The organism is Kitasatospora sp. NPDC001547 (genome assembly GCF_042894165.1).
Lineage (GTDB): Bacteria > Actinomycetota > Actinomycetes > Streptomycetales > Streptomycetaceae > Kitasatospora.
This window is the reverse complement of the sequence record NZ_JBIAVL010000014.1, coordinates 164,036-187,275: the sequence shown is the minus strand read 5'-3', so window position 1 is coordinate 187,275 and position 23,240 is coordinate 164,036. Positions and strand designations below refer to the sequence as shown.

The 23,240-nt window shown below is 73.6% G+C and carries 20 protein-coding genes; 12 read left to right on the top strand and 8 right to left on the bottom strand.

Features of this window, described 5'->3' with window-relative positions:
* The first annotated feature begins 6 nt into the window (after positions 1-6).
* Positions 7-867, top strand: a complete 861-nt coding sequence (locus ACFY0X_RS25020; RefSeq protein WP_387757679.1) for an ADP-ribosylglycohydrolase family protein — start codon at positions 7-9, stop codon at positions 865-867.
* Between the two features lie 140 nt (positions 868-1,007).
* Here the strand turns inward: ACFY0X_RS25020 and ACFY0X_RS25015 are convergent, their stop codons facing one another.
* Positions 1,008-1,271: a GlsB/YeaQ/YmgE family stress response membrane protein gene (locus ACFY0X_RS25015; protein WP_387757678.1), complete on the bottom strand. Its 264-nt coding sequence runs from the start codon at positions 1,269-1,271 to the stop codon at positions 1,008-1,010.
* A 184-nt stretch (positions 1,272-1,455) separates the two neighbouring features.
* The gene (locus tag ACFY0X_RS25010) at positions 1,456-1,722 is read right to left on the bottom strand and encodes a GlsB/YeaQ/YmgE family stress response membrane protein (RefSeq protein WP_355254305.1); all 267 of its coding nucleotides are present in this window, start codon (positions 1,720-1,722) and stop codon (positions 1,456-1,458) included.
* Positions 1,723-1,917: 195 nt separating this feature from the next.
* Here ACFY0X_RS25010 and ACFY0X_RS25005 point away from each other — a divergent pair, with 195 nt between their 5' ends.
* On the top strand, positions 1,918-3,165 hold the full coding sequence (locus tag ACFY0X_RS25005) for a glycosyltransferase (protein ID WP_387757677.1): 1,248 nt from the start codon (positions 1,918-1,920) through the stop codon (positions 3,163-3,165).
* 101 nt (positions 3,166-3,266) lie between these two features.
* Here the strand turns inward: ACFY0X_RS25005 and ACFY0X_RS25000 are convergent, their stop codons facing one another.
* The 4 genes from ACFY0X_RS25000 to ACFY0X_RS24985 form a co-directional block, all read right to left on the bottom strand.
* Positions 3,267-4,832 (bottom strand): NCS1 family nucleobase:cation symporter-1, encoded by a 1,566-nt coding sequence (locus tag ACFY0X_RS25000; RefSeq protein ID WP_387757675.1) that lies wholly within the window; start codon positions 4,830-4,832, stop codon positions 3,267-3,269.
* A gap of 158 nt (positions 4,833-4,990) precedes the next feature.
* Positions 4,991-6,004: a TIGR03842 family LLM class F420-dependent oxidoreductase gene (locus ACFY0X_RS24995; protein WP_387757674.1), complete on the bottom strand. Its 1,014-nt coding sequence runs from the start codon at positions 6,002-6,004 to the stop codon at positions 4,991-4,993.
* A 151-nt stretch (positions 6,005-6,155) separates the two neighbouring features.
* The gene (gene hydA / locus ACFY0X_RS24990) at positions 6,156-7,586 is read right to left on the bottom strand and encodes a dihydropyrimidinase (RefSeq protein ID WP_387757672.1); all 1,431 of its coding nucleotides are present in this window, start codon (positions 7,584-7,586) and stop codon (positions 6,156-6,158) included.
* Between the two features lie 13 nt (positions 7,587-7,599).
* On the bottom strand, positions 7,600-8,442 hold the full coding sequence (locus tag ACFY0X_RS24985; protein WP_387757671.1) for a nitrilase-related carbon-nitrogen hydrolase: 843 nt from the start codon (positions 8,440-8,442) through the stop codon (positions 7,600-7,602).
* Between the two features lie 432 nt (positions 8,443-8,874).
* On the opposite strand from ACFY0X_RS24985, the gene ACFY0X_RS24980 reads away from it, so the two are divergent.
* The 10 genes from ACFY0X_RS24980 (at position 8,875) to ACFY0X_RS24935 (ending at position 20,626) form a co-directional block, all read left to right on the top strand.
* Complete coding sequence (locus ACFY0X_RS24980) at positions 8,875-12,042, top strand: hypothetical protein (RefSeq protein ID WP_387757669.1); 3,168 nt, start codon at positions 8,875-8,877, stop codon at positions 12,040-12,042.
* A gap of 101 nt (positions 12,043-12,143) precedes the next feature.
* Positions 12,144-12,221, top strand: a complete 78-nt coding sequence (locus ACFY0X_RS24975; RefSeq protein WP_107086570.1) for a putative leader peptide — start codon at positions 12,144-12,146, stop codon at positions 12,219-12,221.
* A gap of 194 nt (positions 12,222-12,415) precedes the next feature.
* Complete coding sequence (locus ACFY0X_RS24970; protein WP_387757667.1) at positions 12,416-13,063, top strand: cysteine dioxygenase; 648 nt, start codon at positions 12,416-12,418, stop codon at positions 13,061-13,063.
* Positions 13,057-13,443, top strand: coding sequence for a rhodanese-like domain-containing protein (locus ACFY0X_RS24965; protein WP_363384225.1), 387 nt, complete (start codon positions 13,057-13,059; stop codon positions 13,441-13,443). The genes ACFY0X_RS24970 and ACFY0X_RS24965 overlap by 7 nt, the downstream gene beginning before the upstream one ends.
* Positions 13,444-13,656: 213 nt before the next feature.
* Positions 13,657-14,874 (top strand): ABC transporter ATP-binding protein, encoded by a 1,218-nt coding sequence (locus tag ACFY0X_RS24960; RefSeq protein ID WP_387757665.1) that lies wholly within the window; start codon positions 13,657-13,659, stop codon positions 14,872-14,874.
* Positions 14,864-15,532: an ABC transporter permease gene (locus ACFY0X_RS24955; protein ID WP_387757663.1), complete on the top strand. Its 669-nt coding sequence runs from the start codon at positions 14,864-14,866 to the stop codon at positions 15,530-15,532. The genes ACFY0X_RS24960 and ACFY0X_RS24955 overlap by 11 nt, the downstream gene beginning before the upstream one ends.
* Positions 15,529-16,206: an ABC transporter permease gene (locus ACFY0X_RS24950; protein WP_387757661.1), complete on the top strand. Its 678-nt coding sequence runs from the start codon at positions 15,529-15,531 to the stop codon at positions 16,204-16,206. The genes ACFY0X_RS24955 and ACFY0X_RS24950 overlap by 4 nt, the downstream gene beginning before the upstream one ends.
* A 44-nt stretch (positions 16,207-16,250) precedes the next feature.
* Positions 16,251-17,198 carry an ABC transporter substrate-binding protein gene (locus ACFY0X_RS24945; protein WP_387757659.1) on the top strand — a complete coding sequence of 316 codons (948 nt, stop codon included), beginning with the start codon at positions 16,251-16,253 and terminating at the stop codon, positions 17,196-17,198.
* A gap of 212 nt (positions 17,199-17,410) precedes the next feature.
* A complete protein-coding gene (locus ACFY0X_RS24940) occupies positions 17,411-18,010 on the top strand; it encodes a hypothetical protein (RefSeq protein WP_387757657.1) in 600 nt (199 codons plus the stop codon).
* Positions 18,011-18,571: 561 nt separating this feature from the next.
* Positions 18,572-20,626 carry a glycosyl hydrolase family 18 protein gene (locus tag ACFY0X_RS24935; protein WP_387757655.1) on the top strand — a complete coding sequence of 685 codons (2,055 nt, stop codon included), beginning with the start codon at positions 18,572-18,574 and terminating at the stop codon, positions 20,624-20,626.
* Between the two features lie 73 nt (positions 20,627-20,699).
* Here ACFY0X_RS24935 and ACFY0X_RS24930 read toward each other — a convergent pair whose 3' ends face one another.
* Both ACFY0X_RS24930 and ACFY0X_RS24925 read right to left on the bottom strand, forming a co-directional pair.
* Complete coding sequence (locus ACFY0X_RS24930) at positions 20,700-22,085, bottom strand: multidrug effflux MFS transporter (RefSeq protein ID WP_387757653.1); 1,386 nt, start codon at positions 22,083-22,085, stop codon at positions 20,700-20,702.
* Positions 22,086-22,367: 282 nt separating this feature from the next.
* A complete protein-coding gene (locus ACFY0X_RS24925) occupies positions 22,368-22,850 on the bottom strand; it encodes a hypothetical protein (RefSeq protein ID WP_387757651.1) in 483 nt (160 codons plus the stop codon).
* Positions 22,851-23,240 lie beyond the last annotated feature (390 nt).

Below are 23,240 nucleotides of genomic sequence, written 5' to 3'. Positions count from 1 at the left end.
GATGACATGCGTGCGGCCGGCTCGGTCCTGGACAGCCTGGAGGGACTCGCCCTCGGCGACGCCTTCGGCGACCGCTGGTTCTCGGTCCCGCTGGACGAGGCGCCCGCCGCCCTGGCCGCCCGGCTGGTCCGGCCCGCGCCCTGGCACTGGACGGACGACACCGCCATAGCGCTCGTCCTGGTCCGCCACCTGCTCGACACGGGCGAGGTCCGCCCGGACGCCCTCGCCCAGGAGTTCGCCGCCGAGTACGCCCGCGAGTACGGGCGCAAGTACGGCCCGTCGATGCACCGGGTGCTGCGCGGGATCGGCGCCGGCGGGGACTGGCGCGCCATCACCGCGGGCCAGTTCGAGGGCCAGGGCTCGCACGGGAACGGTGCCGCGATGCGGGTCGCCCCGCTGGGGGCCTGGTTCGCCGACGACCTCGACGCGGTGGCCCGGCAGGCCGAACTCCAGGCGCTCACCACCCACTTCCACCCGGAGGCGGTCGCCGGCGCGGTGGCGGTCGCGCTAGCGGCGGCGCTGGCGGTCCGGAGCCGGGGCGCGGACGCACCCGGCCGGGCCGAGTTGCTGACCGAGGTCGCCGGACGGCTGCCGGAGAGCGACGTCCGCTCCGGCCTGCGGATCGCCGCCCGGCTGCCCGGGCACACCAGCGTCCGGCACGCCGCCAACGTGCTCGGCTCGGGAACGCTGATCTCCGCCCCGGACACCGTGCCGTTCGCGCTCTGGTCCGCGGCCGGGCACTTGGACTCGCTGCCCGAGGCCGTCTGGCACACCCTGGAGGGCTGGGGAGACAAGGACACCACCTGCGCCATCGCGGCCGGCGTGGTCGCCGCCCGGACGGGGCTCGCGGACGTGCCGCCCGGCTAGCTCGCCGCGCGCGAGCGGCTCCCGGGCTGGGTAGCCGAGGCGTCCCGCGCCGCCGCTCGGTGACCGGGGACGCAGGATCGCCGCCCGGTGCCGGTGTCGGACGGGCGGCGCCCGGTGCCGGGCGGGCTGCCGCCCAGTGGTCAGCGCCGGGTGACGAAGCGGAACACCCGGTAGGCGAGCAGCAGGACCATCGCTCCGCCGATCGCCGACACCCAGGTCGTGACGTCGAGGAGGCTCGGCTTCACCGCCCCGTGCATCCAGTGCGTGACGATCCAGGCGCCGATGTAGGAGCCGGTGATGCCGATCAGGGTGCTGCCGATCAGACCGCGCTCCCCCCTGGACATCGCCATCCTGGCCAGGGTCCCCGACACCAGGCCCAGCACGATCCACGCCATCCAGCTCATCCGCCGCCCCTTGCGTCATCGGTGTGACGACCCCGCCGAGCCCCCCGGGTCCGACCGGAAGGACGTTCGGGGGCCTCGCGCCGTTCCAGCAGGCCGGCGGGACCGGTTCGAACCGGCCAACCGGAGCCTGCCGCGCCGGGCAGCGGCGGTCCTCACGGCACCGAGACCACAGCGAACGCTCCCGTCAGCGGCGCGAGTTGCCGAACAGCAGCCGGTAGACGATCAGCAGTACCAGGGCGCCGCCGATCGCCGACACCCAGGTCGCCGCGTCGAAGAAGTGCGCCGTGACCGAGCGGTGCAGGAAGTGCGACGCGATCCAGCCGCCGACGAAGGACCCGGCGATACCGATCAGGGTGGTCACGATCAGGCCGCCCGGGTCCTTCCCCGGCAGCAGCAGCTTGGCCAGCGCGCCCGCCAGCAGGCCCAGCACGATCCACGCGACGATGCTCATCCGTCATCCCCTCCCGTCCGAGGCGTGACGGGCCCCGTCCCGTCCGCTCTGCCCGCAAGGACGCCGCCGGCCGTCGCACGGTTCCGCCGACCGCCCCCACCACCTGCGGAACGGCGCTCGAAACCCGCCGGAGGGCCGGACCGCCCGCGCGTGGCGCCCTTCCCGTGAGCCCGTCCGCGCCGAAATACTGCGGCCATGCGCATCCTGATCGCCACCGCCGGCTCCCGGGGGGACGTGGCCCCGTTCACCGGGCTCGGCACCCGCCTGCGGGCGGCCGGACATCAGGTGGCCGTCGCCACCCACGACACCTTCGCCGAGTCGGTGCGGGCCGCCGGACTGGAGTACCGCCCGCTGCCGGTCGACCCGCGCGCCGAACTCGCCTCAGCCCAAGGCCGCCGCCTGCTGCGGGCCGGCGGAAGACCGGACGCGGTCCTGCAACTCCTTCGGCTCGGCCGGAAGTTCATGCCCGCGCTCGGCGACGGCATCGCCGACGCCACGGCACTCGGCACCGACCTGCTGCTGACCACCAGCACCACCAGCGCGCTCGGCCAGGTCGTCGCCGAGGTGGCCGGCATCCCCACCATCGGACTGTATCTCCAACCGCTCGCGCCCACACGGGAGTTCGCACCGGTCGTCGCCGGCGCCCGGTCGCTCGGGCGGCCCGGAAACCTGCTGGCGGGGCACGCCGTCCAGGCCATGACCGACCAGCTGTTCGTCCCCGCCGTCCGCGGGCTGCGCCGACGGCTCGGCCTGCCGCCGATCGGGATCGCCCGGGCCCGCCGCAACCACCCCGTCCTGCACGGCTTCTCGCCCCTGGTGGTGCCCCGACCCGCCGACTGGCACCCCCGACTGGACGTGGCGGGCTACTGGTGGCCGGCCGACCGACCCGACTGGCAGCCGCCGGCCCGGCTGCTCGACTTCCTCGCCGCCGGTCCGCCACCGGTCTTCGTCGGCTTCGGCAGCCTGGTCGTCCCCGACGCCGAGCGGCTCACCGCGACCGTCCTCGCCGCCGCCCGCACCGCGCGGGTGCGCCTGCTGCTCCAGTCGGGCTGGAGCGAACTGACCGCCGAGGACTCGGACTCCGTCCTGACCATCGGCGACACCCCGCACGACTGGCTCTTCCCCCGCACCGCCGCCGTGGTCCACCACGCGGGCGCCGGCACCACGGCGGCCGCCCTCCGCTCCGGGACCCCCACCGTCCCGGTGCCCGCCCAACTCGACGCGCCGTTCTGGGCCGCCCGGCTCGCCCGGCTGGGCGTCTCCCCCGGCCCCGTCCCGCTGCGCGCCCTTACGGCCGACCGCCTCGCCACCGCCCTTCGCCTGACCCTCGACGACGCCCGCTACCGCACCCGCGCCCAGGCCGTCGCCGCCGCCCTGGCCGGCGAGGACGGCGCGGAGAAGGTCCTCACCGCCGTCCAACGAGCGGCGGCAGCGGCCGGGTGACGAGCGACAGGCGACAGGCGACAGGCGAACAACGGACGGCGAACAGCGAACAGCTGACAACCGACAGCTGACAGATTTCAACATCTGTCAGCTGTTCGCTGTCATCCGTCAGCCCCGCCCCTCCTCCTCCGCCGCCCGCTTCCGAACGCCCCGCTCAGCCCCAGGTACACCACGGCCGCCGCCGTCAGTCCGACCGCCCAGCCGTAGTCGGCGAGCGGCTTGAGGACGGGTATCAGGCCGTCAGCCGGGAACGGGCCCTGCTTCGACCCGTCGGCGCCGAGGGTGGAGTACGAGCCGCCGACGGCCAGCACGCCGCCCACCAGCAGCGCCGTGACGGCCCGCCAGTTCCACCCGGCCGCGTACCAGTACGCCCCACCTGGCCGGTACAGCTCGGCGAGCCGCAGGCGGGTCCGCCGCAGCGCCCAGTAGTCCGCGATCAGCACCCCCGCCACCGTGCCGAGCAGCCCGCCGACCACGCCCAGCCAGGTGAAGATGTAGACGTGCGGGTCGGAGATCAGCCGCCACGGGAAGATGACGATCCCGACGACGCCCGTGATCAGCGCGCCGGTACGGAAGCCGACCAGCCGGGGCAGCAGGTTGGCGAGGTCGTAGGCCGGCGAGACCACGTTGGCGGCGATGTTCACCGACAGCGTCGCGACCAGCACGGTCAGCAGCGCGAACAGGATGCCGACCGGGTTCTCCATCTTCGCCGCCAGCTGGATCGGGTCCCACACCGGCACCCCGTAGACCGCCTCGGAGCCCGAGGTGACCAGCACGGACAGGAATGCGAAGAGCGTCATCGTGGTCGGCAGGCCGAGAGCCTGTCCGCGGATCTGGGCCCGCTGGCTGCCGCCGAAGCGGGTGAAGTCGGGGATGTTCAGCGAGAGCGTGGACCAGAACCCGATCATGCCCATCAGCGCCGGGAAGAAGACCTTCCAGAAGCCTCCGCCCCAGCCCAGCCTGGACGGCTGGTCGAGCAGCGGCCCGAGCCCGCCCGCCTTGACGGTGATCCACACCAGCAGTGCGAGCGCGCCGACGATGACGAACGGCGCGGCCCAGTTCTCGAACCGCCGCAGTGCCTCCATCCCGCGCGCGATGATGGCCATCTCGATCAGCCAGAACAGCAGGAAGGAGAGCCACTGCGTCCACGGGTAGCCGCCCAAATCGCCGGCCGTGCGCCAGGATTCGCCCAACAGCTTGCCCGCCAGCAGGAAGATGCCCTCGCCGCCGATCCAGGTCTGGATGCCGAACCAGGCGCAGGCCACCGCCGCCCGCAGCAGGGCGGGCAGGTTGGCGCCGCGCAGCCCGAAGGAGGCGCGGGCGAAGACCGGGAACGGGATGCCGTACTTGGTGCCGGCGTGCCCGGTGAGCAGCATCGGAACGAGTACGACGAGGTTGGCGAGCGCGATGGTCAGAACGGCCTGTTTCCAGTCCATGCCGAGCGTGACCAGGCCCGAAGCCAGGGTCCAGGACGGGATGTTGTGGGCCATGCCGACCCAGAGCGCGAGGAAGTTGTAGGTGGTCCAGGTGCGCCGCGCGACCGGGACCGGCCTCAGGTCGTCGCTGGTGAAGCCGTTGGGCGGCAGTTCCCCGACGGCCGGGTCGAGTTCGACCCGGCCGTCGGGGTGACGCCGCTGTCTGCCGCCGCTGGTCTCGGTTTCGGGCATGGACAACTCCCGTCCGCCGCGGGCGGATCCGCGGCTGAGCTCAGGTGGGGGTCACAGGCGGGTCCGAGGACACGTTCGAGGACAGGTCCACGGGCAGGTCCACGGGCTGGTTCACGGGCAGGTCCACGGGCTGGTTCACGATCGCTGCGGGCGGGAGGTCACAGGTGCGGGATGACGTCCGTCCCGTACGCGTCGATGGTGGTCTCGATCGCGTCGTGCATGGCGTAGACGGCGAACTGGTCGACGCCGAGCGAGCGGAGCTCCGCCAGCCGGGCCCGCTGTGCCTCGGCCGGGCCGATCAGGCAGAAGCGGTCCACGATCTCGTCCGGGACGAAGGCCGTGTCCGGGTTCCCGGCCCGGCCGTGGTGGCTGTAGTCGTAGCCCTGGCGGCCCTTGATGTAGTCGGTGAGCGCCTCCGGCACCAGGTCGGAGTGCTCGCCGTAGTGGCCGACCAGGTCGGCCACGTGGTTGCCGACCATCCCGCCGAACCAGCGGCACTGCTCCCGGGCGTGGGCGAGCGCCTCCGGCGAGTCGTCGGCGGTGACGTAGGCCGGGGCGGCGACGCAGACGGTGACCGAGTCCGGGTCCCGTCCGGCCTCGACGGCGGCGGCCCGGACCGCCTTGACCATGAACTCGGTGAGATAGGGGTCGGCCAACTGGAGGATGAAGCCGTCCGCCTGACGTCCGGTCAGGCTCAGCGCCTTCGGCCCGTACGCCCCCATCCAGACGGGCAGCGACGCGTTGGCGCCGACCCACGGCAGGTGCATCTCGGTGCCGTCCACCTCGGCGGTGCGTCCCTCGGCCAACTCCTTGATGGCGTGCATGGCTTCGGAGAGCCGGGCGAGGGTGGCGGGGCGTCGCCCGGCGACCCGCATGGCGGAGTCGCCGCGGCCGATGCCGCAGACGGTCCGGTTGCCGTACATGTCGTTGAGCGTGGCGAACATGGAGGCGGTCACCTCCCACGTACGGGTGGAGGGGTTGGTGACCATCGGGCCGACGGTCATCCGCTCCGTCTCGGCGAGGATCCGGCTGTAGATGACGAAGGGCTCCTGCCAGAGCACGCAGGAGTCGAAGGTCCAGCCGTGGGTGAAACCGGCCCGCTCGGCGCGGATCATCCGGTCGATGAGCAACCGGGCGGGCGGGTCGGTCTGGAGGACGAGGCCGATGTCCATGAGGGGCTCCAGGTAAGGGGTGTTCGACCGCCGCCGCCCGGTCGCCCCGCCGAGACGGCGCGGCGGACAGCAGGCGGGCGGCGAGCGGCGGCGGGTGGACGACGAAGAGTGGGAGAGGCGGAGGGCGGAGAGGAGAACCGCGGGAGGGGTGTCAGACCAGGTACTGGCAGGTGTCCCGGCGCAGGAAGGTGCCGTGGCCGGCCCGGCCGAGCCAGTCGCCGCCGTCCAGCACGACGGTGCCGCGCGACATCACCGTCCGCGCCCGGCCGGTGAGTCGGCGGCCCTCGTAGGCCGAGTAGTCCACGTTCATGTGGTGGGTCGCGGCGGAGACGGTCTGCACCGCGGTGGGGTCGTAGACCACCAGGTCGGCGTCGGCGCCCGGGGCGATGGTGCCCTTGCGCGGGTGCAGGCCGAACATCCGGGCCGGGGTGGTGCAGGCGATCTCGACCCAGCGGCGGCGGCTGATGTGCCCGTCCACCACGGCCTGGTGGAGCAGGTCCATCCGGTTCTCGACGCCCGGCAGGCCGTTGGGGATCTTCGAGAAGTCGCCCCGGCCCAGCTCCTTCTGGCCGGCGAAGCAGAACGGGCAGTGGTCGGTGGAGACCACCTGGAGGTCGTTGGTCCGCAGCCCGCGCCAGAGCGCCTCCTGGTGCTCGCGCGGCCTGAGCGGCGTGCTGCACACGTACTTGGCGCCCTCGAAGCCGTCGGCGCCCTCCTCGGCGAGGTTGTCGGTGGAGAGGAAGAGGTACTGCGGGCAGGTCTCGCCGAAGACGTTGAGGCCGGCGTCCCTGGCCCGGGAGAGTTCGGCGAGCGCGGCGGCGGCGGAGACGTGCACCACGTAGAGCGGGCTGCCGGCCACCTGGGCGAGCTTGATCGCCCGGTGGGTGGCCTCGGCCTCCAGCAGTTCGCGGCGGACCTCTCCGTGGTAGCGGGGGGCGGTCTTCCCGGCGGCGAGCGCCTGTTCGACCAGGACGTCGATGGCGATGCCGTTCTCCGCGTGCATCATGATCAGCCCGCCGTTGGCGGCGGCGCGCTGCATGGCGCGCAGGATGCGGCCGTCGTCGCTGTAGAAGACGCCGGGGTAGGCCATGAAGAGCTTGAAGGAGGTGGACTCGCCGGAGTCCACGAGGGCGTCCATCTCCTTCAGCACGGCGTCGTTGACGTCGGAGACGATGGTGTGGAAGGCGTAGTCGATCGCGCAGTTGCCCTCGGCCTTGGCGTGCCAGCCGTCCAGGCCCTCGCGCAGCGAGCCGCCGACCGGCTGGACGGCGAAGTCCACGATGGTGGTGGTGCCGCCCCAGGCGGCGGCCCGGGTGCCGGTCTCGAAGGTGTCGGAGGCCGCGGAGCCGCCGAACGGCATTTCCATGTGGGTGTGGGCGTCGACGCCGCCCGGGATGACGTAGTGGCCGGTGGCGTCGATGACGGTGTCGGCGGTCCAGGCCTCGGCGGCGGAGCTGCCGGTGGTGGCGAGGGCGGCGATCCGCTCGCCCTCGATCAGGACGTCGGCGTGGACTTCCTCGGTGGCGGTGATGACGAGGCCGCCTCGGACGACGGTGCGCTGGTGCGGGTGTCGGGTGGTCATCGCGCGCTGCTCCTCACGCCTCGGCGAGCGGCCCGTAGGCGTCGGGGCGGCGGTCGCGGTAGAACGCCCATTGCTGGCGGACCTGTTCGATCAGGCCGAGGTCGAGGTCGCGGACGACGAGTTCCTCCTCCTTGTCGGAGGCGACGTCGCCGACGAACTGGCCCCGCGGGTCCACGAAGTAGGAGGTGCCGTAGAAGTCGTTGTCGCCGTACTCCTCGGTGCCGACGCGGTTGATCGCGGCGACGAAGTACTCGTTGGCGACGGCGGCGGCGGGCTGTTCGAGCTGCCAGAGGTAGCCGGACAGGCCGCGACTGGTGGCGGAGGGGTTGTAGACGATCTGCGCGCCGGCCAGGCCCAGCGCGCGCCAGCCCTCGGGAAAGTGGCGGTCGTAGCAGATGTACACGCCGACCTTGCCGACGGCGGTGTCGAACACCGGCCAGCCGAGGTTGCCGGGCTTGAAGTAGTACTTCTCCCAGAAGCCCTTGACCTGCGGGATGTGGTGCTTGCGGTACTTGCCGAGGTAGCTGCCGTCGGCGTCGATGACGGCGGCGGTGTTGTAGTAGACGCCGGTCTGGTCCTCCTCGTAGACCGGGACGACCATCACCAGCCCGAGTTCGCGGGCGAGGTCCCGCATCCGGCGCACGGTCGGGCCGTCGGGGACGGCCTCGGCCCAGCGGTAGTGCTCGGCCTCCTGGACCTGGCAGAAGTACGGGGAGTTGAAGACCTCCTGGAAGCCGATGATCTTCGCGCCCTGGGCGGCGGCCTCGCGGGCGTACCGCTCGTGGAGCGCGATCATGCTCTCCTGGTCGCCGGTCCAGCGGGTCTGGACGAGCGCGGCACGGACGATCTGCGACATGGGTACCTCCGCAACTCCGCGGCCCGGCCGTGCGGTCGGGCCAGCGGTCTGAGGGTTGACGGGGTGGGTCTCACCCGCGGTTCCGCTCGGGGAACCACGGGGTCTACGTGCGTAGAAAGCGATCTGTAGACGGTAGGCCCGGCCTCGGTGGCCTGACAATACGTTGGCGGAAACGCGTCTGGGGTGATCCTGTTGCGCGGACACGCGGACGGGCCCGGGTGTGATGAAAAGCTGATCTACCCCGGGAGTTGCCCTCTTACTCGTTCGAGTGAAACCAGCCATCCCGGGTGCGCGAACTGCGAGGGTGGGGTACAACCCGCGTGGACATCACCGTGGACGACCCCTCGACGTCAGTCCCCCGTGGTTTCATGCGAGTTCAGCGGCTCGGTCACGGGGGATCGGGGCGACCGAGCGGGGGTGACGACGATGGCGGTGACGAATTCCGCAGGTGCGGCGGCGGAGGTGGCGGCCACCACGGGCACTGCGGGCACCGCGGGCACGGCGGCGGACGGGGGCCCGGCGCCACGGCCGCCCGCAGTGCCCGCCTGGGCCGGCCTGCTGCTCGCCCTCGGCGCGCTCCTGCCGGCCGTCCTCGGCGGGCTGCTGTTCCACCGCCTGGCGCCTCGCGTACCGGACGTCGCCCTCCAACTGGCCGGTTCCCGTGCGGCCGCCGAGGCGGTGGTCGGCGGGCGCGCGACGGACCACCTGGCCGCGCTGCGCGCCGACGTCTGGCTGGTCGGCGGCTACGGGCTGACGCTGGTCGCCGCCGCACTGCTCGGCGGGTACGTGCTCGGGCCGGTGCGCCGACGGCTGCCGGCGCTCGCGGTCGGCGCCGCCGGGCTGCTCGCGGCCTGCTGCGACCTCGGGGAGGACGCGCTGCTGCGCGCGGGCCTCGACGGCCTCCGCCCGGGCGCCGGCGGCTCCGACACGCCCTTCGCCGCCGCCACCGCGCTCGCCACCGTCAAGTGGCTGCTGCTCCTGCCCGCGGGGGCGGCCGCGGCGGGGATCCTGCTGGTGACCGCCACCCGCGCCGTGCGCGGGCTCCGGCGGTCGCGGGCGGACGAGAAGGCCCACGGCGCCGACTCCCCCGACCGCCCGGCGCTGGTCCCGCCGTGGCCCACGGCCACCCGGCACGACGCCTCGCCGACCGCCGCCACGGCTCCGCACGCCCATGACCGCCCGGGCGCCCCGGACACACCCGACCAGGCCCCGGACGCACCCGTCCGGCACGCCCGCTGGCGCGACGCCGCCCGGGTGCCGCCCGGCCGTGAGCCCGCCGAACTCGGCTTCTGCGCCTCCGGCGGCGGCATCCGCTCGGCCTGCGTCACCCTCGGCGCGCTCCAGTCGCTGCGGCCCTGGCTGAAACGGGCCCGCTACCTGGTCTCCGTCTCGGGCGGCGGCTACACCGTCGGCGCGCTCCAGCTCGCGCTCAGCGACTCGGCGCCCGGCAGCCCGGTGCACGCCGTCTCGGGCCTGACGGCCGACACCGTACTGGAGCCCGGCTCCCCCGAGGAGGACCACCTCCGCCGGCACGGCAGGTACGTCGCGGAGGGCGTCGGCGGGTGGCTGGTCGCCCTCGGGACGCTGCTGCGCGGAGTGCTGTCCGCCCTCACCCTGCTGCTGGCCGCCGTCCTGACGATCGGCCTCGGGCTCAGCCGCTGCTACCGCGCCGTGCCGCTCACCGACCTGGGACACCTGGCGGCCGCCGGGCTGCGCCACACCGCCGCCGTGCCGGGGCCGTTGGAGTTCCGGGCACCGGCGCTGGCCGCCCTCGGCGTCCTGCTCGCCACGGCCGCCGGGTGCTGGCTGCTCTGGCTGCTGCTCTTCCCGTCGCTCGGCTGGCAGTCGCTGCTGCCACGCGTGCTGCGCCGGGCCAATCTCGGCCTGCTCGGGCTGGCCGCCCTGCTGGCCGTCGGGGTGCTGGCGGTGCCGGGGCTGGCCTGGGCCGCGGTACGGCTCCAGCAGGCGGTGGCGGCGGGGCCGCAGCTGACCGGTGCGGGGCTCGGCCTGGCCGTGGCGCTCAGCTACCTGGCGCTGCTGCTCGGCATACTCCGGCGCGACCGCCGGACGCCCGGCCGGGGTGCCGCCGCGGCCCGCGCGACGGGTCGGCCCAGCGGCGGCCGCGCCGCCGGCCTCCCCGAGGTCCTCGTGGTGTGGGCCGCGCTCCTGGTCCTGACGGCCGGTGCGCTGCTGGCCCTCGGCTGGGCGGTCGCCACCGGGTACGCCTGGCCGACGGCCGTCCAGGTGCTGCTGCCGCTGGTGCTCGGCGCGGTCGGGCTGAACCTCGACCAGACCTGGGTCAGCCTGCACCCGTTCTACCGGCTGCGGTTGGCCTCGGCGTTCGCGGTCCGGCGGGTCACCGAGGGCGGCCGGTCGATGGCCCGCCCGTACCACTTCTTCCGGGAGCAGACCTGGCTGAGCCACTACGGCGCCCGGCACCCCGACTTCCCTCAGGTGATCTTCTCCGCGGCGGCCAACCTGTCGGGCAACTCCCGTACGCCACCGGGCCGTCCGGCGGTCTCCTTCTCGCTCTCGTACGACTACGTGGGCGGTCCGGACGTCGGGTACGCGCGCACCGACCTGCTGGAGCGGCGCACCCGTCCGCACATCGCCCGGGACCTCACCGTGCAGTCGGCGATGGCCGTCTCCGGCGCGGCCTTCTCCTCCGCGATGGGACGGGAATCCCGGGTCTACCAGCGGCTGTTCGCGGTGACCAACGCCCGCCTCGGGACATGGCTGCCCAACCCTGCGGTGCTCGGCCCGGACTGGTCCGGGCCGCCGGACTGGCGCCGCCCCGCGCAGCCCGCCGTCCGCCGCCTCCCGTACCAACTGCGGGAACTGGTCGGGCGGTTCCCGGCCGACGACCGCTTCCTGCTCACCACCGACGGCGGCCACTACGAGAACCTCGGACTGGTCGAGCTGCTGCGGCACCGGGTACGGACGGCGGTCTGCGTCGACGCCAGCGGCGACGCCGGCTACGCCGCCAAGCTGGCCGCCGCGATCGCCCTGGCCCGTGAGGAGCTGGGCATCGTCATCACCCTGCACGAGCCGGAACTGCTGGTCCCGGGCAGTGCCGCCGAGCAGCCCACCGCGCACGGTGCCGCGGACGACGGTGGGAACGGCGGCACGGACGACGGCGGGAACGGCGACGGGTACGACGGCAGGCAAGGCCACCCGGGCCGCCGGCCACCGCTGCGCGGGCTCGCGGCGCAGCTGTCCGCCCGGCTGTCGGCCCGGGGCGTGATCACCGGAGACATCCGCTACCCGGACCTCGGCGAGGGGCCCGGGGCCGTCCGGCACGGCCGGCTGATCCTCCTCCAGTCGGTGCTGACCCCCGACATGCCGTACGAGCTGCACGCCTACGCCATGGAGAACCGGGCCTTCCCGAACGACCGCACCAGCGACCAGTGGTTCGACCACCAGCAGTTCGACGCCTACCAGACGCTCGGCCGCCATTTGGGCGAGCAGGCCGCACCACTGGTCGAGCAGGCACTGGCCGGCCCGGCGCCGGTCGCCGAGGCCACGACCGCCGCGGTCGCGTCCGCCGAGGCTCCGGCCGCCACGGCTCCACCGACGCCGCGCCGCCCCGCCGAGGAGTAGCGGACGGGTGTCCGACGGGCCCGCCGGCGCCGGTACCGGACGGCGGCGGGCCCGTCGGCCCGGCTTGACTTCGTCCGGTTCGCTCGGGAAGGATCCGGCGCATGGACTCCGGCGCCACTCTGGTATGCCGCCTGCACGTCGATCTGCGACGCCAGGCGAGTTCCATCTGTGCCTGTTGACCTTGCTCTCCCCCGCCGGTCCCGCCCTGTGACGTCTGCCAGGGCCCGCGCCGCGCACCCGCACCCGCAGTCCTGACTCCCGCCCCGCCCCGGCGCACCCGTACGTGCCGGGCCGCTCCGCCGGCCCGCGTCCGTCCACCGCCGTCGGACACCGGGCGCTTCCCGCCGACGTTCCCGCACCCGAGGACGCCCTGATGAGCCTGAGCCCGAGCCCGAGCATCAGCCCCGACGCCCGCCCGATCACCGACACCGACACCGACACCGACACCGACACCGGAACCGGCCCCGCCTCCGTCAGCGGCACCGACCCGGGCACCGGCACCGGCACCACGAGCCCGGCGACCACCCCCGGGCCGCCACCGCCGCCGTGCGCCGGGGAGACCCGAGCGCCGCTCACCCCCGGCACCCTGCGGGCCCTCGTCCGCGACCTGGCCGAGCGCCCCGAGGAGTGGATCCACCACGTCCGCCTCTCCACCGAGGAGCGCTGGTACCGGCGTCTGGCCGCCGACGAGGACCACGAGGTCTGGCTGATCAGCTGGCTGCCCGGCCAGTCCACCGGCTTCCACGACCACGGCGGCTCCCGCGGCGCCTTCACCGTCGCCCTCGGCGAGTTGGAGGAGCTGTCCCTCGGCGGCCCGGACCAGGGCCTGCTGATCCGCCGGGTCCCGGCCGGCACCGCCCGCGCCTTCGGCCCCGAGTACGTGCACGACGTGCGCAACACCGCCGTCGGGCCCGCCGTCACCCTGCACGCCTACTCCCCGCCGCTGAGCTCGATGGCGCACTACGACCTGCGGGCCGGCGGGCTCGTCCGCACCTCCGAGGAAGGACCTGAACAATGGTGACCACGATCGACGACCTGGTGGAGCGCGCCCGGGAGGGCGTCCACCGACCGCGGGCCCGCGAGGCGTACCAGGCCCAGCTGGACGGCGCACTGCTGGTGGACATCCGTCCGGCGGCGCAGCGGGCGGCCGAGGGGGAGATCCCCGGCTCGCTGGTCATCGAACGCAACGTGCTGGAGTGGCGGCTCGATCCGACGGGTAGTCACCGGATCCCCGAGGCCTCGGGCTACGACGTCGAGGTGATCGTGGTCTGCTCCGAGGGCTACGCCTCCAGCCTGGCGGCCGCCTCCCTGCGCGAGCTGGGGCTGCACCGGGCGACCGACCTGGACGGCGGTTTCGTCGGCTGGGCGGCCGCCGGTCTGCCGACCCGTCAGGGCGGCTGAGTTCACGGTCGCGCCGCGTGCCGGACGGTAAATCAGAGACAGGAGATGATGCAGGTCATAGTCTGATCAGAGTTTCCGCCGGTCCAAAGCTGGGCAGCCACGCGGGCGGAAGTACGCCCGGGCGCTTGAACCCGCCGCCACCGAACGACCCGACCGAACGACCGAACGACCCAGGCGCCGCCTCCCCGGGGCGCCCTGACGAGGAAACTCCACGTGATCAGATTCGAGGGCGCCGGAAAGCGCCACCCCGACGGCACCGTCGCGGTCGAGGGCCTGGACCTGGAGGTCCCGACCGGTCGGATAACCGTCCTGGTCGGACCGTCCGGCTGCGGGAAGACCACCCTGCTGCGCATGGTCAACCGGATGGTCGAGCCCACCTCGGGCCGGGTCCTGCTGGACGACACGGACGTCGCCGAGCTGGAACCCGCCAAGCTGCGCCGCGGCATCGGGTACGTGATCCAGCAGGCCGGGCTCTTCCCGCACCGCAAGGTCATCGACAACATCGCCACCGTCCCCTACCTGCTCGGCTGGGACCGCAGGAAGGCCCGCGCCCGCGCCGCCGAACTGCTCGAACTGGTCGGGCTCGCGCCGGAGACCGCCAAGCGGTACCCGTTCCAGCTGTCCGGCGGCCAGCAGCAGCGGGTCGGCGTGGCGCGCGCGCTGGCCGCCGACCCGCCGGTGCTGCTGATGGACGAGCCGTTCAGCGCGGTCGACCCGGTGGTGCGGGCCGGGCTGCAGGAGGAGCTGCTGCGGCTGCAGTCCGAGCTGCACAAGACGGTGCTGTTCGTCACCCATGACATCGAGGAGGCCGTCCGGCTCGGCGACCAGGTGGTGGTGCTCCGCGAGCACGGCCGGATCGCCCAGCTGGCCGACCCGCACACCCTGCTCACCACCCCCGCCGACGAGGGCGTGGCCGCCTTCCTCGGACGCGACCGGGGCCTGCGCGGTCTCGGCCTGCGCCCCGCGAGCGCCGTCGAGCTCCGCCCGGTGGGCGACGGACTCCGCTACGGGGGGTGGGAGTTGGTCCTGGACGACGAGCATCGCCCGATCGGCTGGATCGACCGCGACGCCGTCACCGCCGAACTGCACCCGACGGCCGGCTTCCGCCCGGACGCCGACACCCTGCGCACCGCGCTGGACGCCGCCGTCCTCTCCCCGGCCGGGGTCGCCGTCGCGCTGGACGCCGACGGCCGGGCCACCGGCACCGCGAGCCGCGAGGCCGTCCTCACCGCGCTGCGGCCCGACGCCTCCGGCCCAGGCACCCCGGACGGCTCAAGTGCCCCGGTCGGCCCAGGCTCCCCGGACGGCTCAGGCGCCCCGGCCGGCCCCGACGGAAGCGCCCCCGACGGAACGGGCGGAACACGCGCCTCCGACGCAGCGGGCGGCGGAACCGCGACGGGCGGCACGGACGGAGCCGACGGTGGACGATGAACCGATCGTCCGCTGGTACTGGATCGGCGACCACCTCGGCTACCTCGGCAACCTGCTCGCCGACCACGCCGTGATCGCCCTCGTCCCCGTGCTCATCGGTCTGCTGCTCGCCGTCCCGCTCGGTCTGGCCTGCGCCCGCTACCCCCGGCTGTACCAGCCGCTCTCCGCCGTGTTCAACATCGTCTACGCGCTGCCCTCGCTGGCCGTGTTCGTGGTGCTGATCCCGTACACCGGCCTCGCCACCCAGGCGACCGTGATGATCCCGCTCACCTTCTACGCCCTCGCCGTGCTGCTGCCGACCACCGTGGACGGGCTGCGCGCCGTCCCGGACGCCGTCCGGCAGGCCGCCACCGCGATGGGGTACGGACCGTGGCACCGGCTGACCTCGGTCGAGCTGCCCGCCGCCGTGCCCTACCTGATCGCCGGGCTGCGGGTCGCGGCGGTGTCCAGCATCTCGCTGGCCAGCGTCGGCGCGCTGGTCGGCCGCGGCGGGCTCGGCTACCTGTTCGTCGACGGCTTCCAGCGCACCTTCCCGACCCCGATCCTGGCCGGCATCGTGCTGATCGCCGTCCTGGCCCTGGCCGTCGACCTGCTGCTGGTGGCCGCCCGGCGGCTGCTCGCGCCCTGGGCCGTCCGGGAGAAGGGGGCGGGCTCGTGAACTGGCTGACCTGGCTGAGCGACTTCTTCACCGACCCGGACCACCTCAGCGGTCCGGACTCGATCGTGCACCGGGTCTCCGAGCACCTGCTGCTCTCCGGTGAGGCCCTGCTGTACGCGGCGGTGCTCGCCGTCCCGCTCGGGCTGCTGATCGGCTACACCGGCCGCGGCGTCACCGTGGTGACCGCGCTCGCGGGCGCCGCCCGCGCCCTGCCCACCCTCGGCCTGGTGACCCTGGCGGTGCTGCTCGCCGGGGTCGGCGACACCGCCGTCCTGTTCCCGCTGGTCGCGCTCGCCGCGCCGCCGCTGCTGGTGGCGGCCGTCGAGGGGGTGCGCGGCACCGATCCGGACGTCCGGGACGCCGCGCGCGGCATCGGGCTGACCCACCCCCAGGTGCTGCGGCAGGTCTGCCTGCCCTCGGCCGCGCCGACCCTGCTGGCGGGCTTCCGCACCGCGACCGTGCAGGTGATCGCGACCGCCACGGTGGCCGCCTACGTCGGTCTGGGCGGCCTCGGCCGCTACGTCATCGACGGGCTGGCGACCCGCAAGTACGCCGTGACCGTGGGCGGTGCGCTGCTGGTGGTGCTGCTCGCGGTCGCCGCCCAGCTGTTCTTCGCCCTGCTCGCCCGCTTCGCGCTCCCGCCCGGGGTCCGCGCCCAGCGGCAGCCCCGCTGACTCCCCATCGCCTCCCCTCCCGTTCCGGAAGGACATCTGTCACCATGTCGACAATCAACCGAAGCCGCCGCGCCGCCGTCCTCGGCGCCCTCGCCGCGCTCGCCCTCGGCGCCACCGCCTGCGGCTCCTCCGGCGGCGACCCGCTCGGCGGGGGTTCGAGCGCCTCGGCCCCCGCGGGCGGCTCCGGCGGTGCGGGCGGTTCCGGGTCGACCGTCGTGGTCGGTTCGGCCAACTTCCCGGAGAACGTCCTGCTCGGGTCGATCTACTCGCAGGCGCTCAAGGCCAAGGGTGTCAAGGTCGAGGAGAAGTTCAACATCGGCAGCCGCGAGGTGCTCTACGGGCAGTTGCAGAGCGGCAACCTGACCGTCCTGCCGGAGTACAACGGTTCGCTGCTCGCCTACCTGGACGCCAAGTCCACCGCCGTCACCACCCAGGACGTGAACGCGGCGCTCACCAAGACGCTGCCCGCCTCGCTGGGCATCCTCGACTCCTCCCCCGCCGAGGACAAGGACTCGCTCAGCGTCACCCAGGAGACGGCCGACAAGAACGGCCTCAAGAGCATCGCCGATCTCGCCGCCAAGGCCGGCGAGTTCACCATCGGCGGGCCGCCGGAGTTCAAGACCCGCCGGGAGCAGCAGCTGAAGGACGTCTACGGGCTGACCTTCAAGGAGTGGAAGCCCACCGCCGACACCACCGCGAACGCGCTCAAGGACGGCAGCATCCAGGTCGGCAACGTGTTCACCACCGACCCGAAGATCGCCCAGTACAAGCTCGTCCCGCTGGCCGACCCGAAGAACATCTTCGGCGCCCAGAACATCACCCCGCTGGTCAACAAGGCGGGCGTGGACGCGACCGCGACGGCGGCGCTCAACGCGGTGTCGGCCAAGCTGGACACGGCCGGGCTGATGGCGCTGATGAAGCGCGTGTCGGTGGACAAGGAGGACCCGTCCGCGGTCGCCAAGGACTGGCTGAAGTCCAACGGTCTCGGCTGACGGCCGGCCGATCGGCCGGACAGCCGCCCGACCGCGCTGACGGTCGCCCGCTCGCACCGGGTCGACCGGCCGTTCGCGCCCGTCGACCGACCCACCTGACGGCGGCCCGGAGGAGCTCCCTCCGGGCCGCCGTCCGCCGTTCCGGAGATGCCCTTCCGGCCGCCGCGGAGGGACCTTCCCTTCCGCGCCGCGAACATGACAGTCTGGGCGCCATGCGCACTCGTCTCCTCGCCGCCACCCTCACGGCACTCGCCGCGGTGAGCCTCGCTGCCTGCTCCAGTTCCAGTTCCGGCTCCGGATCGAGCTCGGGCTCGGGCTCGGGCTCGGGCTCGGGCAAGCCCACCGCCGCGGCCGGCTCCCCCACCGCCACCGCCGCCTCGACCGCCGCGCCCTCCGACGCCGCCGCCACGCCCCCGGTTCCCGCGCCCGGCTCGGCCGCCCCCACGGCCGACGGCGCCACCGGCGCGCCCGCGCCCGACGCCGGCGCCTCGGGAGCCCCCGCACCGGCCAAGCCCGCCCCGCCCGCCGACGCCGGACTGCCCGCCAAGCCGGGCGACGACCTGACGGCCAAACTGGTCTCCGCGCTGGACGCGATCGACCCGGCGATCGTCGGCGGCAAGCCGGACCAGGCCGTGGACCGGGCGCGCAACCAGTGCCAGTCGATGTACCAGTTCCCCAAGGACAAGCAGAAGCTGGTCGAGCTGGCCGATCAGCGCTTCACCTCCGCCGACCACCCGCAGGGCTTCGGTCCCGACACCGCCGCGAAGATCAACGAGGCGCTGCTCGCCACGCTCTGCCCGCCGTCCCGCTGATCCGCGTTCCGCCGATCCGCCGATCCGCCGATCCGGCCCGCAGATCCTCGGGCCACCGGGCAGGCCGATCCGCGACACCATGAACCGCCCGGTGTCCTGAGCGCCGGGCCGCCGTGGCCGCGCCCCTTCCCGGGGGCGCGGCCACGGTCTTCTCGTTCCCGGCCCCTCACGCAGCCGACGCCGGTACCCCTCCCGACCCCGGGCGCCCACCGCCCCCTTCCACCGGACGGGCCGTGTGGTGACGAACTGTTAGGTCTCTTGACAGACCAGTGGTCTAGTCCAAACATAAGCATGTCGATCCGACCGGGATGCACTGTGGGGGTGTGACCACCGGCGGCTGAGGCACTGCCCTGCCCTGCTCCGCCCCACCCCCGCTCCGTACGGCGCGCGCATCCGCACGCCGCCCGCGTCCACGCGAGTCGGTAGGCCTTCGCACGCCCGAACGCCCGCACTCCCGATATCCGACCCGGTCCGGGACCCTTCGGCCGACCCCACACGGCCGTCCGGCCGGACCATCCGCACCTCCCAACGTCCTGCCCCACCAAGTCTGTTGGAGAATCCATGCGCCTTCGCCGAACAGTCCAGGCCGTGTTGACGGCCTGCGCCACGCTGGTCGCCTCGGCCGGCCTGGTCGCCGCCGGGACGGGCTCCGCCCAAGCCGCCACCCCGCTCCCCAGCCGGGTCTTCGCCCCCTACTTCGAGGCCTGGACCGGCCAGAGCCCGGCCCAGCTGGCCGCGCAGTCCGGCGCCAAGCACCTGACCATGGCGTTCCTCCAGACCGCCACCAAGGGTTCCTGCACGCCGTACTGGAACGGCGACACCTCCATGCCGGTGTCCTCCGCGACCTTCGGCGCCGACATCGCGACCATCCGCGCCAACGGCGGGGACGTGATCCCGTCCTTCGGCGGCTACACCGCCGACAACACCGGCACCGAACTGGCCGACAGCTGCACCGACGTCAACCAGATCGCGGCCGCCTTCGAGAACGTGATCACCACCTACGACATCAGCCGGATCGACCTCGACATCGAGGACAACTCGCTGACCAACAGCGGCGGGATCGACCGCCGCAACAAGGCGATCAAGCTGGTGCAGGACTGGGCCGCCACCAAGGGCCGGAACATCCAGTTCTCCTACACGCTGCCGACCACCACCTCCGGGCTGGCCGACAGCGGCCTCGCGGTGCTGCGCAACGCGGTGAGCAACAACGCGCGGATCGACGTCGTCAACATGATGACCTTCGACTACTACGACAACGCCGTCCACGACATGGCGGCCGACACCCAGACCTCCGCGCAGGGGCTCTACAACCAGCTCGCCAAGCTCTACCCGTCCAAGACCCCCGCCCAGTTGTGGGGTTCGATCGGGATCACCGAGATGATCGGTGTCGACGACTTCGGCCCGGCCGAGACCTTCACCCTGGCCAACGCCACCACCGTGTACAACTGGGCGGTCGCCAAGGGCATCAACACGCTGTCCTTCTGGGCGCTCCAGCGCGACAACGGCGGCTGCCCGGGCACCAAGGGCAACGACAACTGCTCCGGGATCGCCCAGAACACCTGGGACTTCACCCACATCTTCGCGCCGTTCACCAGCGGCTCGACGGTGAACAACGACTTCTCGGTGTCGGTCAGCCCCAACTCCGCGACGGTGGCCGCCGGTTCGTCCACCTCCGTGACCGTCGCGACGGCCGTCACCGCGGGCTCGGCGCAGAGCGTCAACCTCACGGTCAGCGGCGCCCCGGCGGGCGTCACCGCCACCGTCACCCCCGGCAGCGTCACCGCCGGCAACAGCGCCACGCTGAACGTCTCCACCACCTCCTCGGTGACGCCCGGGAGCTACCCGATCACGGTCACCGGCGCGGCGGCCTCCGGCAGCCACACCAGCACCTTCACCCTGAACGTCACCGGCACCCAGCCGGGCAACGACTTCTCGGTCGCCGTGAACCCGAACTCCGGTACCGTCGCGGCCGGTTCGTCCACCTCGGCCACCGTCGCGACGGCCGTCACCGCCGGCTCGGCGCAGAACGTCAACCTCACGGTCAGCGGCGCCCCGGCGGGCGTCACCGCCACCGTCACCCCGGGCAGCGTCACCGCGGGCAACAGCGCCACGCTGAACGTCTCCACCACCTCGGCTGCGGCGCCTGGCACCTACCCGCTGTCCGTCACCGCCACCGGGGCGTCCGGCAGCCACACCGCGACCTACACGCTGACCGTCACCGGGACCGGCCCGACGACCGGCCTGGTCAACGGTGACCTGGAGACCGGAAGCCTGGCTCCGTGGACCTGCCAGAGCGGCGGCGCCGTGGTCTCCACCCCGGTCCACTCCGGCGCCAAGGCGCTGCAGGCCGCGGCCTCCGCGAGCCAGACCGGCGAGTGCTCGCAGACCGTCACGCTGAAGCCCAACACCAGCTACACCCTGAGCGGTTGGGTGCAGGGCAACTACGCCTACGTCGGCGTCAACGGCGGCGCCACCGCCAGCGCCTGGGCCAACTCCTCCGGCTGGACCAAGCTGTCCGTTCCCTTCACCACCGGCGCCAACGGCACCGTCACCGTGTACCTGCACGGCTGGTACGGCCAGGGCAACGTGTACGGGGACGACTTCTCCATCGCCTGAGTCGCCCTCGGGTGACGCGGGGCGAATGACGAACGACGACTAACGGATGACAGCTGACAGATTTCAACATCTGTCAGCTGTCATCCGTTTTCCGTCCGGCGTCACCTGTCCGCTGCCGCTCCGGCCGGCACAGCGCCAGGTACACCACCGTCGCCAGCACCCCGCAGACCAGGACCACCAGCGCCAGCAGCACCGCCGAGGGCTGACCGCCCAGGCTGCTCAGCGGTGCGACCACCGCGCCGCACAGGAAGTTGCCCGTCCCGAGCAGCGCCGACGCCGTACCCGCCACCTGCGGCTCGACCAGGCCGAGCGCCTGGGCGGCGGTGTTCGGCAGCAGCACGCCCAGGCTGCCCATCATCACGAACAGCGGCGCGCAGAAGCCGGCCAGCCCGAAGTCCCACACCGTCGTCAGCAGCACCAGCGCCACCCCGGCGGCGACCGCCGCCGCGAGGCTGCCCAGCATCAGCGTCCGCTGGGTGAAGCGCGGCGCCAGCAACCGCCCGTTCACCTGGGTCATCACCACGATCGCGAACGAGTTCAGCCCGAACAGCAGGCTGTAGGTCTGCGGCGAGACGTGGTACACGTGCTGGAGCACCGTCGAGGACCCGCTGATGTAGCCGAACAGCGCCCCGAAGGCGAGGGAGCTGGTCAGCGCCAGCCCGAGGAACGGCAGGTTGCGCAGCAGTCGGCCCATCGTCCGCAGGGTGGTGCCCACCCCGCCGGCGTGCCGGGTCTCCGGCGGCAGCGTCTCGCGCAGCACCCCGAGCGAGACCAGGGTGAGCAGCAGCCCGAGCGCCGTGAGCACGCCGAAGGTGCCGCGCCACGAGGTGAACCGCATCAGCTGCGCGCCGACGATCGGGGCGAGGATCGGCGCCAGCCCCGATATCAGGGCGATCGAGGCGAGGAAGCGCAGCAGTGCGACGCCCTGGAAGCGGTCCCGGGAGACGGCGCGCCCGATCACCAGCCCGGCGGAGCCGGCCGCGCCCTGGACGAAGCGGGCGGCGATCAGCACCGACAGGTTCGGCGCGAACACGCACACCAGGCTGGACAGGGTGTAGAGGACGAGCCCCGCGAGCAGCGGCGGGCGGCGCCCGAAGCGGTCGCTGAGCGGCCCGAAGAGCAACTGCCCGGCCGCGACCCCGAACATCGAGAAGGTCAGGGTGAGCTGGACGGCGGCCGGCTGGGCGACCAGGTCGGCGGCGATCGCGGGCAGGCCCGGGAGGTAGAGGTCGGTGGTGAGCGGGCCGAGCGCGGCGAGACCGCCGAGGGCGGCGATCACGGCCCAGCCCGGACGGCCCTGTCCGGCGCCGGACGCGGCGACGGATGCGGCGCCCGGTACGGCGACGGATGCGGCGCCGGGCGTGGCGGGTGTGGCGGGTGTGGCGACGGAGGCGGAGGCGGGGGTGGTGGTGGCAGCGGTCGACGTGTCGTCGGTGGGGCCGACGGTCGGGCCGGGCATGGTTCTCCTTACGGACGGGCGACGTGGGGCTCGTTCGCGCTCCGTCCTATCGCAGCCCGGTCCGGTTCCGACAGCGGGGGTGCGAGCTGTCCGGCCGTGGGGGTGTGTTCGGGCGGGTCGCCCGCCGCCCGTTCCGCGCCCGCGCACGACTGCGGCCCGCCCGCACCTTCCGGTGCGCGGCGGGCCGTTTCCGCCCCTGGCCGGGATGGCCAGGGGCGGCCGTCCAGGGTGGTCGGGCGGGCGGGCTGCCGGCCGGCGCGCGCCCGCGACCGACCGCCGGACTCAGTGCTTGGCGACGTGCTCGGCGCGCAGCGCCGCCTGCACCGCTGCGCCGTCCTGCCAGGCGTAGAGCTGGTTTCCGGTCAGCGCCACGTTGTAGTGCCCGCAGGTGCCGCTCGCCCTGGCCGCGACGTTCTCGGGGAACCAGCCGGCCTTGAGCGACTCCGGCACCGGGTGGGCGCTCCTGCCCGGCAGCCCGACGGTGCAGCCGGCCGGCAGCCGCCCCTCCGGGAGGGTGGCGTGCAGCAGGCGGTCGTCGCCCTTGGTGGACATCAGGTACTTCACCCCGGAGGCGTTGTCGGGCAGCCAGGTCGGCATCGACCGGCGGTCGGCCTTGGCCTGGGTGCCGGTCTCGTACGACCCCTGTTGCTGGTGGTGCTCGTCGTACCAGTCGGACACCCGCGGGCCGATTGCCACGGCTGCCACGGCGACGGCCATGCCGGTGCCCGCGACTCCCAGCGCGACCTTGCTCACGATGCCCTTCATGCCCGACTGCCCTCTCCGTGTCCTGACCGGTGCGGCTGTTGCCGCTCGTCTCCGCCTCCGGCGCGGCCGCCCGGGCCGGTGCCACCGGCCCGGCCTGCGTGCCCCGCCGTCCGGTGCAACCATCGTGGCGTGTCCGGACCCGTCGGATCGTCACCACCAGGTCGCGATGTCGTCTCCGACCCACGGGGTACCTTCTCCACCTTCAGGCGTATGCCGTTCGGCTGGGACCCTGAGGCCCGCGGGTGCGGGGCCCGCCGGTCCCGGGGACGTGCCGCTCCCGAGCCGGGGTCGACCCGCCCGGGCCGGACGCGGCCCGAGTCCCGATCGAGCCTTGCCCAAGCCCGGCGCCGCCGCAGCCCGGCCTGCTGCACCCGGAGCACCGGTGGGCGG